At 33.0% G+C, this 12,403-nt stretch carries 11 protein-coding genes; 3 read left to right on the top strand and 8 right to left on the bottom strand.

All coding sequences use genetic code 11. The features are described 5' to 3' along the window. Nucleotides 1–25: 25 nt before the first annotated feature. Nucleotides 26–1,552 carry a bifunctional phosphoribosylaminoimidazolecarboxamide formyltransferase/IMP cyclohydrolase gene (purH, locus tag AC1RRQ_RS06275; RefSeq protein WP_493022156.1) on the bottom strand — a complete coding sequence of 509 codons (1,527 nt, stop codon included), beginning with the start codon at nt 1,550–1,552 and terminating at the stop codon, nt 26–28. Between the two features lie 164 nt (nt 1,553–1,716). Here purH and AC1RRQ_RS06270 point away from each other — a divergent pair, with 164 nt between their 5' ends. Together AC1RRQ_RS06270 and AC1RRQ_RS06265 are read left to right on the top strand one after the other, a co-directional pair. Beyond that, on the top strand, nt 1,717–2,964 hold the full coding sequence (locus AC1RRQ_RS06270; protein WP_493022155.1) for an ABC transporter permease: 1,248 nt from the start codon (nt 1,717–1,719) through the stop codon (nt 2,962–2,964). A 91-nt stretch (nt 2,965–3,055) separates the two neighbouring features. Then, nucleotides 3,056–3,943 (top strand): cupin-like domain-containing protein, encoded by an 888-nt coding sequence (locus AC1RRQ_RS06265; RefSeq protein ID WP_493022154.1) that lies wholly within the window; start codon nt 3,056–3,058, stop codon nt 3,941–3,943. A 72-nt stretch (nt 3,944–4,015) separates the two neighbouring features. Here the strand turns inward: AC1RRQ_RS06265 and accD are convergent, their stop codons facing one another. From accD to tamL, 3 genes are all read right to left on the bottom strand, one after another. Then, complete coding sequence (accD, locus tag AC1RRQ_RS06260; RefSeq protein ID WP_056190173.1) at nt 4,016–4,870, bottom strand: acetyl-CoA carboxylase, carboxyltransferase subunit beta; 855 nt, start codon at nt 4,868–4,870, stop codon at nt 4,016–4,018. Between the two features lie 110 nt (nt 4,871–4,980). Then, a complete protein-coding gene (fbaA, locus tag AC1RRQ_RS06255) occupies nt 4,981–6,048 on the bottom strand; it encodes a class II fructose-bisphosphate aldolase (RefSeq protein WP_493022153.1) in 1,068 nt (355 codons plus the stop codon). A 60-nt stretch (nt 6,049–6,108) separates the two neighbouring features. Then, complete coding sequence (gene tamL, locus AC1RRQ_RS06250; RefSeq protein WP_493022152.1) at nt 6,109–8,667, bottom strand: translocation and assembly module lipoprotein TamL; 2,559 nt, start codon at nt 8,665–8,667, stop codon at nt 6,109–6,111. Nucleotides 8,668–8,704: 37 nt separating this feature from the next. On the opposite strand from tamL, the gene AC1RRQ_RS06245 reads away from it, so the two are divergent. Then, complete coding sequence (locus AC1RRQ_RS06245) at nt 8,705–9,433, top strand: TrmH family RNA methyltransferase (protein ID WP_493022151.1); 729 nt, start codon at nt 8,705–8,707, stop codon at nt 9,431–9,433. 9 nt (nt 9,434–9,442) lie between these two features. Here the strand turns inward: AC1RRQ_RS06245 and porT are convergent, their stop codons facing one another. From porT to AC1RRQ_RS06225, 4 genes are all read right to left on the bottom strand, one after another. Continuing rightward, nucleotides 9,443–10,156, bottom strand: a complete 714-nt coding sequence (gene porT / locus AC1RRQ_RS06240) for a type IX secretion/gliding motility protein PorT/SprT (RefSeq protein WP_493022150.1) — start codon at nt 10,154–10,156, stop codon at nt 9,443–9,445. Between the two features lies 1 nt (nt 10,157). Next, the gene (gene ubiE / locus AC1RRQ_RS06235) at nt 10,158–10,889 is read right to left on the bottom strand and encodes a bifunctional demethylmenaquinone methyltransferase/2-methoxy-6-polyprenyl-1,4-benzoquinol methylase UbiE (protein WP_493022149.1); all 732 of its coding nucleotides are present in this window, start codon (nt 10,887–10,889) and stop codon (nt 10,158–10,160) included. 586 nt (nt 10,890–11,475) lie between these two features. Beyond that, nucleotides 11,476–11,958 carry a dihydrofolate reductase gene (locus tag AC1RRQ_RS06230; protein WP_493022148.1) on the bottom strand — a complete coding sequence of 161 codons (483 nt, stop codon included), beginning with the start codon at nt 11,956–11,958 and terminating at the stop codon, nt 11,476–11,478. Between the two features lie 12 nt (nt 11,959–11,970). Continuing rightward, on the bottom strand, nt 11,971–12,315 hold the full coding sequence (locus AC1RRQ_RS06225) for a 2TM domain-containing protein (protein WP_493022147.1): 345 nt from the start codon (nt 12,313–12,315) through the stop codon (nt 11,971–11,973). Nucleotides 12,316–12,403: the final 88 nt, after the last annotated feature.

Raw genomic sequence — 12,403 nt, 5'->3', positions numbered from 1 at the left:
TATTTATCGAACAAAGTTAAACAAATTAATGTTTAAAATGACGTGTTCCTGTAAATACCATTGCAAGATTATTTTCATTGCAATAATTTATGCTTAATTCGTCTTTTATTGAGCCTCCCGGCTGAATTACAGCAGTTATTCCTGCTTTTTTAGCTAATTCTACACAATCCGGAAATGGGAAAAATGCATCACTTGCCATCGAAGCACCGGTTAAATCAAATCCAAAAGCTTTTGCTTTGTCAACAGCTTGAACTAAAGCGTCAACTCTTGAAGTCTGACCTGTACCTGAAGAAATCAATGTCCCGTTTTTTGCAAATACAATTGTGTTTGATTTTGTATTCTTGCAAATTTTAGAAGCAAAGATCAAATCTTCGATCTCTTGAGCAGTAGGTTCTGTAATTGTAACGGTTTTTAAATGCTCTTTATTATCTGTAATATTATTTCTGTCCTGAATTAACAAACCATTAAGACATGTTCTAACTTGTCTTGAAGGTAATTCAACTTCATTTTTAACTAATATAATTCTGTTTTTCTTTTCTTGTAAAATAGTAATTGCCTCATCATCATAACTTGGAGCAATTACGACTTCGCAGAATAATTTGTTAATTTCTTGTGCAGCAGCTACGTCGATTTTAGTATTTGCAATCAAAACGCCGCCAAATGCTGATGTAGGATCGCAGGCCAAAGCTGCTAAATAAGCTTCGCTGATGGTTTTTCTTGAAGCTAAACCACAAGCATTATTATGTTTTAAAATAGCAAATGTTGGTCCGTCTGTCTTAAATTCATTTATTAAGTTTACAGCCGCATCTACGTCTAATAAGTTGTTGTAAGATAACTCTTTTCCGTGAACTTTTTTGAACATAGCGTCAAAATCTCCAAAGAAAAAACCTTTTTGGTGTGGGTTTTCGCCATATCTTAAAACTTGTCCGCCAGCAATACTTTCTTTGTAGATCGTTTCGTCTGTGTTGAAGTAGTTAAAAATTGCACCGTCATAATGAGAAGAAACGTGGAACGCTTTAGTAGCTAACAATCTTCTGTTTTCAAGAGTTGTAGCACCATTTTGTTCTGTAATTAAATCTAAAAGTAAACTGTATTCGTTAACCGAAGCAACAATTACCGTGTCTTTGAAATTTTTTGCACCAGCACGAATTAATGAAATGCCGCCAATATCAATTTTTTCAATAATATCTTGTTCACTTGCACCAGAAGCAACTGTTTTTTCAAAAGGATACAAATCAACAATTACCAAATCAATTTGAGGAATATCAAATTCTTTCATTTGCTGTACATCACTTTCGTTATCCTGACGATTTAAAATTCCGCCAAAAATTTTCGGATGCAATGTTTTTACTCTTCCTCCAAGAATTTCAGGGAATGAAGTAATATCTTCTACAGGAACTACCGGAATTCCAAGGTTTTTAATGAAATCTTCTGTTCCTCCAGTTGAGTAAAGTGTTACGTTTTGCTCGTGTAATTTTCTAACGATTGGCTCTAATCCATCTTTCGAAAAAACAGATATTAACGCTGATTGTATTTTTTTAGTTGTGCTCATTGTGTAGTTATGATTTTCAGACTGCAAAAGTAGTTTTTTTATATATTATTTTAAAAGATTTAGTGTAACAATCTCTTAAAAAAATCTACTGATGAGTAAGTTAACTTTTATTAGGTTTTTGTTTTTAAATTATTGAATTTTACTTGTTTGAAAAATACTACTATATGCTTCTTTATCTAAGATTATTAAAAGAAAGTTTAAGCTTTGCCATAAACGCATTGCGAAATAATAAATTACGAACTTTATTGTCCTTGTTAGGAGTTACGATTGGTATTTTTTCAATTATTGCCGTCTTGGCTGCGGTTGATTCTTTAGATAAAAAAATCTCTAAAGATTTGAGCAGCTTAGATAAAAATACGATTTATTTAATGAAATTCTGCTTTGGACCGTCTGAAATTCCACAATGGAAGAGAGAACAGTTTCCAAATGTAAAATACGACGAGTATGTTGGTCTGAAAAATTCGCTTAATAATACAGATCAGGTTGGGTATCAGCTTTGGGTTAAAAGTGAAACCTTAAAGTATGATTCTAAAACGGTGGCAGATGTTAAGATTAATCCATCTTCATTTGAGATGGGAGATATCGACGGATTAAGTTTTGATAAAGGAAGATTTTATAACGAATCTGAATCTAATTCGGGAACCGCTGTAATTGTTTTAGGGTATGATATTGCTGAAGGGCTTTTTGGAAGCAGCGATCCTATTGGAAAAAATATTCGTTTATACGGACAGCGCTTTACGGTAATTGGAGTTATTGCAAAACAGGGGGCAGGTTTTTTTGGAGATAGTAACGATACATCAGTTTATCTTCCTGCAAATTTTCTTCGAAGAATGTATGGTGATAACGATGCGATGACTCCAATGATTATTTTAAAGCCGGTAAAAGGAGTCGATATGGAAGCTTATAAAGCGGAAATAGCGCAAAAACTTAGAGCAATTCGAGGAATGAAGGCAGGCGAAATGGATAATTTCTTTATAAATGTGCTTTCTGGTTTTACTGATTTCATTGACGGAATTTTAGGCCAAATGAATTTTGTTGGGTGGATTATCAGTGGATTTTCTCTTTTGGTAGGCGGTTTCGGAATTGCGAATATTATGTTTGTTTCGGTTAAAGAAAGAACAAATTTAATTGGGATTCAAAAATCATTGGGAGCAAAAAACCGATTCATATTATTTCAGTTTTTGTTTGAAGCTATAATTCTGTCTGTAATTGGCGGTATAATTGGGTTGTTAATGGTTTGGGGAATTGCGCTTATTTTAACTAAGGTGCTTGATTTTGAATTTGTTTTAAGTTTAGGAAATATTCTTTTAGGAACTGGTTTAGCTGCGCTTATTGGATTAATTTCGGGAATTCTGCCTGCAATTTCAGCAGCAAATTTAGATCCGGTAGAGGCTATTCGAACCGGAATGTAGCATATCGTTTTTGTTATGTAATATTATTTTTTGAAGATTAGAGTTAGTTGAATTTCATTTTTTGTTAGTATTAATTTAAATCACTAAACAAATGAGCCTTATCCTAAAAACTGTTGATACTGTTGAGTCTATTTCCAGAGATGATTTTAAAAAGAACTATTTAGATAAAAGAAAACCTCTTATTATAAAGGGACTGACAAAAGACTGGCCTGCAAGAGAAAAATGGTCTACAGATTATTTTAAGGAAATTGCAGGCGATATTGAGGTAAAGTTAGTCGATAATTCTAAAGCCGATCCAGCTAAAGTAATTAATGCTTCTATTGCCACTATGAAATTTGGCGACTACCTTGATTTGATAAAAAGAGAGCCAACGCAATTACGTATTTTTTTCTTTAATCTTTTTAAACACAAACCCGAATTGGTTCATGATGTAAAAATTCCAAAAGAACTAATGGGCGGTTTTATAGAAAGTATGCCTGCTATGTTTTTTGGAGGCTCGGATGCTTTTACCTTTTTGCATTACGATATTGATTTACCGCATCTTTTTCATACCCATTTTGGAGGTAGAAAACATATTATCTTGTTTGATTATAAATGGAAAAAAAGACTGTACTGTGTTCCTAATACAACTTATGCTTTAGAAGATTACGATGTTGCGAATCCTGATTTTGAAAAATTTCCCGCTTTAAAAGGTGTAGAAGGTTACGAGGTCTTTCTGGAACATGGCGATACTTTATTCATGCCAACGGGAATGTGGCACTGGATGCGATACATTGACGGTTCTTTTTCTTTAAGTCTTCGTGCATGGGATCAATCTATAACCCGAAAAATGGCCAGTGTTTGGAGTTTGTTTATGCATGGCGCAGTAGACAGTGCTGTAAAAATCATTTTTAGAGAACGTTATGCAATTTGGCGCGAAAAGCTGGCATTTAAAATAGCAGCAAAAGAATTAAAAAAGGATTTGAAAAAAGCAGGATAATATATGCGATTTAGGTAAAAAAAATCCCATCAGCCGAAGCAAATGGGATTTGTATATTTAGAAGTTCGAAAACTATCTAATTGTATTATTTTGAATCAAATCGATATACAAATTAATTTTGTCTTTCAATTCTTTTCTAGGCGTGATAAAGTCTAAGAAACCGTGCTCTAATAAGAACTCAGCAGTTTGAAAACCTTCTGGTAAATCTTTTCCTGTAGTATCACGAACAACACGCGGACCAGCAAAACCAATCAAAGCGCCCGGCTCAGAGATGTTAATGTCTCCTAACATTGCGTAAGATGCAGTTGTTCCTCCAGTTGTTGGATCTGTACAAAGAGAGATGTAAGGTAATTTAGCTTCTGCTAATTGAGCCAGTTTTACAGATGTTTTTGCTAATTGCATTAAAGAATAAGCAGCTTCCATCATACGAGCCCCGCCAGATTTAGAAATCATAACAAAAGGCAGTTTGTTTTTGATCGCGTGATCAATACCTCTTGCAATTTTTTCACCTACAACTGCTCCCATAGATCCGCCGATAAAGGCAAAATCCATACAGCAAATTACAAGTTCCTTTCCTTTAGATTTTCCTACTCCCGTACGTACAGCGTCTTTAAGATGAGTTTTTTCCATTACATCTTTTAATCTTTCTGCATATTTTTTTGTATCCACAAAATGCAGAGGATCTTTAGATGTCATGTTTTTATCTAACTCAACAAATTCGTTGTTGTCGAATAAAATTTCAAAATAGGTTGCGCTTCCAATTCGAACGTGAAAATCATCTTCAGGACTTACGAATAAGTTTCTTGCTAATTCGTCTGCATCAATAATTTTTCCAGTAGGAGATTTGTACCACAATCCTTTCGGAACGTCCATCTTGTCTTCTGTCGCGGTCGTAATCCCTTTTTCTTGTCTTTTAAACCAAGCCATTTTTTTAATTTTAGAATGTAGATTTTAAAGTTTAGATTTTTAATCCGATTCGAAAAATTAGATTTCAGGCTTTTTTAGAAGTCTGAAATCTAAAATCAGAAATCTAAAATTTAAAGCGTGTTTACGTTATTTAAATCTGCAAAAGCTTGTTCAAGTCTTGCGTTGAATGTTACTTCGCTTTCACGAACCCATTTTCTTGGGTCATAATATTTCTTGTTAGGAACATCAGCACCTTCTGGGTTACCAATTTGTGTTTTTAAATACTCGATATTGTTTACCATGTAATCACGGATTCCTTCAGTATAAGCAAACTGTAAATCAGTATCAATGTTCATTTTGATAACTCCGTATCCAATAGCTTCTCTAATTTCTTCAATTGTAGAACCTGAACCTCCGTGGAAAACGAAATCTACTGGGTTAGATCCAGTGTTGAATTTGTTTTGAACGAAATCCTGAGAATTTTTTAAGATTTTTGGAGTTAATTTTACGTTTCCTGGTTTGTAAACACCGTGAACGTTTCCAAAAGCAGCTGCAATTGTAAATTTAGGGCTTACTTTAGATAATTCTTCGTAAGCGTAAGCTACTTCTTCTGGTTGTGTATATAATTTAGAGCTGTCTACGTCTGAGTTGTCAACGCCATCTTCTTCGCCGCCTGTAATACCAAGCTCGATTTCTAATGTCATTCCCATTTTGCTCATTCTAGCTAAATATTCTTTACAGATTTCGATGTTCTCTTCGATTGGCTCCTCAGACAAATCGATCATGTGAGAACTAAATAATGGTTTTCCTGTTTCTGCAAAATGTTTTTCAGAAGCATCTAATAAACCGTCGATCCAAGGCAATAATTTTTTTGCACAGTGGTCAGTATGTAAAATTACGGTTGCACCGTAAGCTTCTGCTAAAGTGTGAATGTGTTTTGCTCCAGCGATTCCACCAGCGATTGCTGATTTTTCACCTGCATTAGATAAACCTTTTCCAGCGTTGAATTGTGCTCCTCCGTTAGAAAATTGAATGATAACCGGTGCATTTAATTTTGCTGCAGTTTCAAGAACTCCATTGATTGTGCTAGATCCTGTAACGTTTACTGCAGGTAAAGCAAAACCTTTTTCTTTCGCATAATTAAAAATCTCCTGAACTTGATCTCCTGTAGCTACTCCGGGTTTAATATTGTGTGCCATTGTAATTTTTTTTATAGTTGTTTTTAGTTTTTAGGTTGCAAAAATAAGAATTAATTAGCATTAGAACGGATAATTTATCCCAAAATTTAAAACCGAGTGACCAAAATTGTATTCTTTAAACCATCTGTCTCCCTCTGGATGCGCCGGATTATAAGTCTTAAAGCCTAAATCCAAACGAATAACAAAGAAGCTTAAATCGTATCGTAAACCAAATCCTGAACCCAAAGCAATTTCAGCTAAATCGTTTACGCTGTTAAATTTTGCCTTATCATCAATAACATTATCGAGCACATTCCAGATATTTCCGGCGTCTGCAAAGATAGCTCCCTTAACATCACCAAAGATTTTAAAACGGAATTCGGCACTAAGGGCAATTTTCATATTTGCCTCGTTAAAATCGTTTAAAGCATTTGTGCTTCCGGGACCAAGAGAGTAGGGCTGCCAAGCTCTGTTGTCATTTGATCCTCCAGAATAATAACTTCGTGAAAACGGAATATAGTTTGAATTACCAAACGGAATAGCAATTCCAAAAAAGCTTCTAACGGCTAATACTTTTTCTTTTCCAAAATCCCAGTGTTTGATATAATCGAATTCTCCTTTAATATATTCAGCATACGCTAAACCAAAGATTTCATAATTACCGTTTGCATTTTTTGGTAAATTCGAAAGACTTGAAATACCGGACAATAAAGTTCCTGCCGATTCTATTTTTGTTTTAAACTGATAGAAATTATTATCGGCTAAATCTTTTTTAGTGGTTTTGGTAAAGGTGTAGCTCGAAGCTAAAATAAAGTCATTCTCTGTTAAACGAACTCTTCTTTCTTCGATACTTTCTACATCTTTATATTCTGCAGATCCTGGCGTTAAAGCCGTTTGTCCGGTTAATACTTCTTTTGTGAAATTATTAGCTCCGGTTGGAATAGTTAAATTTCCAGTTTCCGGATCAATATTCGCAGGATCAATATTGTATGTACTGGCAATATTGTTTAATTCCCTGTAGGATGATGTATAAACATTATAGTAATTATTAGGATTTAGATTTCGAACATATTGAGCGTTCAATAAATCAAATTTTACCGTATTATGTCTTTTAGGAGACCAATTGTATGAAAACCCTCCAGTAAAATTCTCCTTATCTAAACCGATATTTTGCTGTTTTGAAAAACCTGATGTTATGGATGTAGAAGGAATCATTCTTTTTGGAATAATTTTCTCTGTTCCAAAAGGAAGTAGAATTCTTGGGAAATTCAGCTTTAAATCCAATCCATATTCCGAAACGTTAAAAAAGTTATCGTTTGGATTTGCCATATCTTTAGATGAACCAATATTAGCACGTGCCGATATTTCTAATGTTTCCGCCCTGTTAAATACATTTCGGATTGTTTCCGAAATACTGGCTCCAATTCCGAAATCCTGAATATTGGAATGCGTAACATCTAGTGTTGCTCCAAAACTGTATTTTTTTCTTGGTGTTAAATAAACATTCGCAATTAAAGACTGTGCAGTCGAATCGCGTTTGTCTACTTCATATTGAATAGATGGATAATTGAAAATTTTAAGATTGTTTAAATAACGAGACGAAAGCGTTGTTCTGGTGTCAGAAAAAGTACTTCCCTTGTTAATAAAGATGGCATCTGTAATAGCGCGTGGTTTGTATTTTAATTTCTTGTAGCTGTATAAATTGAAATTATTATAGGTTGTACTATCGTTGATTTTCTTTTTTGCATTGGCAGGAGAATAATCAGTATAGATGTTTACATCACTTATAGTATACAATTTAAAAGGTTCCGTTCTGCTTGAATCTCTTTCCTGTATATTATTGTTGTTAATTATTAAAGTTACGTCGGCTTTGTTTTTTTTGCCAATAGTATCAATATCAAAAGTTACATAAGTTGGCTGAAAGAAATAAGCTCCGTGATTTCTAAAATAAGTGGTAATACGGTTTTTTTCTTCTTCAAAATCAGAAGTTTTATATTGATTTCCTGATTTTAAAAATGATGGTTCTGTGTTCGTTCTATGTAATGAATCCAGCGCTGGAGTCAATATCTTGTTTCTAATAGTATCAAGCGTATAAGCCGGACCAGTAGTGATGTTGTAATTTATTTGAGCTTTCTTTCTGGCAACGCTGTCAATTGTGTAATCTGTAGATACATTAAAATAACCATTATTGAAATAGTAGTATTTTAAACGCAGTAAAGATTTTTTAGTTTTAGATGTGTCGATAATTACAGGCGGTTCTCCTGTGTTTTTTAAAAACTCATGTATTCCTTTATATAAAAAAGACTGACCTAATCTGTCTACTTGTTTTGCAGATAAAAATTTTGCCTGACGTTCATATAAACCGGGATTATTTTTGAATTTAGCCTCATAAGTAGAATCCGGATTTAAATTAGCCAGATTGTACATGTTTAAACGTAGTTTATAACCCAAAAGTGTACCATTTGGTTTTTGGTACATTTGATTTGAGGCATTTTCGTCGTTTGTAGACTTTCCGTTTACGAGAATATTGTTTTTTACAAGAAGTTTTTTTCCATCCGGAACTCTTTTTACAGCATTACAAGCGCAAATAAGTATTGCTATTAGGATAAATGCTGTTATTTTTGTGGAATTATTTTTCAAGTGTTTTTTAATATTTAATTCAAAAGTACATTATTTTATGGTTAGTAAAAACCAAATAAAGCTTATATCAAGTTTACATCAAAAAAAGCAGCGTTTCGCAAATCAATTATTTTTTGCCGAGGGAGTAAAAGTAATTCAGGAATTGCTGCAATCCAATTTTGAATTAGAACATTTATACACCACGTTAAATGATTTTGAAGAAGTTCAATCTTCAAAACGAACTCTTATTAATGAACAAGAACTAAAAAAAATAAGTGCTTTAACAACTCCAAATTCTTGTCTGGCGGTTTTTAAAATGCCCGTCGAAAATCAAATTACAAATTCAGGTTTAATTCTGGCTTTAGACGATATTCGCGATCCCGGAAATTTAGGAACCATAATGCGTCTTTGCGACTGGTTTGGGATTAGACAAATCGTTTGTTCTAAAGAAACGGTTGATATTTATAATCCAAAAGTAGTTCAGGCTACAATGGGATCTATTACCAGAGTAAACGTAAATTATGTTGATCTTAAAACTTTTATAAGTCAGACAGAACTTCCTGTTTTTGGAACATTTATGGATGGAGATAACATTTATCAATCTAATCTGCCTCAAAACGGAATCATTATTATGGGTAATGAAGCAAATGGTATTTCTGCAGAGATCGAAAAAATAGTTACCCGCCGACTCACAATTCCAAGATTTGGAGAGCTGCAAAAAACCGAAAGTTTAAATGTAGCTACAGCAACAGCAATTATTCTAAGTGAATTTAAACGAAATAGTTAAGATATTGTTTTAATGAAATGTGAAATTTATTAAAATCGCTCTTGATTTCATTGAATCAATATTATCTGTCCACGGACTTGGGCCGTTTATAGGTTTATCACGAATTAATTCATCAGTAATACCAAACATTCCTCTTATAGAAGGAGAGAAAATAAAGTATTCTGTAAAGAAATCAATTCCAAAACCTACTTCATAAGCAGCGGTCCATTGTTTTACTCTAAATTTATTCTCGAAGTTATCATCTGTAGATTTTGCATTACTTGATAAATTTAGTGTGGTAGACATCCCTCCAACTAAGTACGGGCGAATGTTTCCGGTTCTTAATGCTGAAAACTTTAGTAGTAACGGAAAGTGAATATAAGTACTATTTACTTCACGTAAATAATCTTTTTCGAGAGCAAAATTCGGATAATATAAATCACGTTTTGTATAGTATAAACCAGGTTCGAAACGTAAATTAATGTACTCCTGAAGCCTTAAATCAGCTACAACACCCACATTAAATCCGGTTGTTTTTTTTACCTGAATATCTTCCTGAACGGGAGTTTTGTAATCGAATTTAAAGTCGAAGCTGTTAAAGCCTAAATAATAACCAAAGTAAAGGCGTTGTTTCTGCCAGTTTTCAAGGTTAATAATAGGATCCTTGCTAAACATGCTTTTAGCAAATTGAGAATATCCTTTTGTCGTTAAGACTAATAAAATGACGATTACAATTTTTCTCATACTATTTTTTAGATGCTGAATAAATGGTTGCTACACCAAAAGTTTGCGGCATTGCTACAACATCTATAAACCCAGTTTTTCTTAAAATATTGTTTAAAGCTTCTCCATAAGGAAATGCTGCTGCAGATTCAGATAAGTATCCGTAAGCAGAGTTGTCTTTAGAAAACAATTTTCCTATAACCGGAAGTATATTTTTGCTGTAAAATTTATATCCTTGTTTATATGGTGTTTTATCCGGAACAGAAGTTTCTAAAATAACAAAAACTCCGTTTGGTTTTAAAACTCGTAAAATTTCAGCAAAACCTTTCTCTAGATTTTCAAAATTACGCACCCCAAAACCTACCGTAATGGCGTCAAAGTAATTGTCTTCAAAAGGAATGTTTTCAGAATCGCCTAAAACCAAATCAATAACATTCGATAGTTTCTTTTCTTCAACTTTCTTTTTCCCAACTTCAAGCATTCCGGCCGAAATATCAAGACCAATTATTTTTTCGGCTTTTGTTTGAGCCATTAAAATAGCAAGGTCACCTGTGCCGGTAGCAATATCAAGGATTATTTTTGGTTTAGAATCAGAAACTATTTTCAATACTTTTTTTCTCCATTTAGTATCAATACCAAATGAAATTACGCGATTCAAATTATCGTAGTTCCCGGAGATGTTATCAAACATTTGGGCAACCTGCTCTTTTTTACCTAAAGAAGAGTCTTTATATGGAGTTATTTTTTCAGACATTATTATAATTTACGCAAATATAAACAATCTAGATTAACTGTAATTGAGTTTTTTAAAATGTCATTTAAATGTTTTAAAACAGCTGGAAAAATAAGCTGTTGATACATTTTTGAAGCATCACCTAAAGTGGGTATTTTGAAAAAATCACCTGAAGTGGGTATTGTGTCATGAGGATATAATGCACAACTTTGCTAAAGTAAAAAATGATAAAATTAAATGATTGATAGAATCAATTGACTTAATCAAACAGTTGCTTTTTTTGCACTGGCAATTGTTTGTTCAAGTAAGTAGTTTTTAAAGTGTTGTTCTTGGGGGAATACTATTTTAAAAAGTGCGAAATACGTTCTTAGGATTAAATTTGTTTTTGGAAATTTTAATTTTCTTGCCTTTAATATCTTAGTGGTATTTGTTATTAAAGGCGTCTTTTGAGATTCGTCTCAATTAACATTAAATGTTATTCAGTTATTTCGAATGCTTCTTTGGCATTTGTGATTTTTACAAAAACTATTTCTTGAGCAAGTCAAGATTAAAAAATCAATCGCTTTTTAAAAAACATCCTTCAAAAGAGGATGTTTTTTTTTATCCTTTATTTTCGGATGTAAGTTTCATAAGTATAATCGTAAAGATGTTTTTCGTCTTTAAAATTTTCTTCAGATTCTACTAACTGCCATTCGGTTTTGCTGAATTTTGGAAAAAAAGCATCTGCATCAAAAGTGTGGTGTACTTTAGTAATCTCAATTATGTCAGCAAAAGGCAAGGCTAAATTATAGATTTCGCCGCCGCCAATAACATACGAATCTTCATTTTCAGGACAAGCTGCAATAGCATTTTCAATGCTGTCTACAACAATGCATCCTTCCGGATTGTAATCTTTTTGTCGTGTTATTACAATATGAGTTCTATTTGGTAAAGGTTTAGGGAAACTTTCAAAAGTTTTTCTTCCCATTATGATATGATGATTAGTAGTAAGTGCTTTAAATCTTTTAAAATCATTTGGCAGGTGCCATACTAATTCATTGTTTTTACCCAGGGCATTGTTTTCGGCAACAGCCGCTATCATTATAATCATGGTATGCTGTAACTAAATTTTATTCTCAGTGTCTTCGTTTATTTTCGATTCTAATTGACTTATTCTTTTTTGCTGTAAAGCAACAAGTCTGTCAATTTGCTCTCTTTCCCATTTTTTGTTCATAAAACGATCTGTGATATACACTTTTATGAAATGTAAAATGAAAATAAAAAGCCAGATGGTAATACCCCAAACGCACCAGTTTTGAGTTGTTCCTTGTCCAAAACCAAAAAATCTATTGGCAATAAATAAAAATAAACTTCCAAGCAGGAAAAGAACAAAATGAAGATATAGGATCTTTTTTTGTCTTAATCGTCTTCGGGCATACTCATATTGTTCGTGCGCTTCTTTTTCCATAAGATAAAAATGAGATTATAAAGTTAAAATTTATTTTTAAAAGACAATATTTTGAGTGTAGAATATTTGTTATAAAAAGGCTTATCAA

It is taken from the genome of Flavobacterium sp. GW821-FHT12A05 (genome assembly GCF_058807735.1).
This window is presented reverse-complemented; position numbering and strand designations above follow the sequence as displayed.

Bases quoted from the DNA above. Each gene is read 5' to 3' on its own strand.
- purH (WP_493022156.1), bottom strand. From the start codon at position 1,552: ATGAGCACAACTAAAAAAATACAATCAGCGTTAATATCTGTTTTTTCG.
- AC1RRQ_RS06270 (WP_493022155.1), top strand. From the start codon at position 1,717: ATGCTTCTTTATCTAAGATTATTAAAAGAAAGTTTAAGCTTTGCCATA.
- AC1RRQ_RS06265 (WP_493022154.1), top strand. From the start codon at position 3,056: ATGAGCCTTATCCTAAAAACTGTTGATACTGTTGAGTCTATTTCCAGA.
- accD (WP_056190173.1), bottom strand. From the start codon at position 4,870: ATGGCTTGGTTTAAAAGACAAGAAAAAGGGATTACGACCGCGACAGAA.
- fbaA (WP_493022153.1), bottom strand. From the start codon at position 6,048: ATGGCACACAATATTAAACCCGGAGTAGCTACAGGAGATCAAGTTCAG.
- AC1RRQ_RS06245 (WP_493022151.1), top strand. From the start codon at position 8,705: ATGGTTAGTAAAAACCAAATAAAGCTTATATCAAGTTTACATCAAAAA.
- porT (WP_493022150.1), bottom strand. From the start codon at position 10,156: ATGAGAAAAATTGTAATCGTCATTTTATTAGTCTTAACGACAAAAGGA.
- ubiE (WP_493022149.1), bottom strand. From the start codon at position 10,889: ATGTCTGAAAAAATAACTCCATATAAAGACTCTTCTTTAGGTAAAAAA.
- AC1RRQ_RS06230 (WP_493022148.1), bottom strand. From the start codon at position 11,958: ATGATTATAATGATAGCGGCTGTTGCCGAAAACAATGCCCTGGGTAAA.
- AC1RRQ_RS06225 (WP_493022147.1), bottom strand. From the start codon at position 12,315: ATGGAAAAAGAAGCGCACGAACAATATGAGTATGCCCGAAGACGATTA.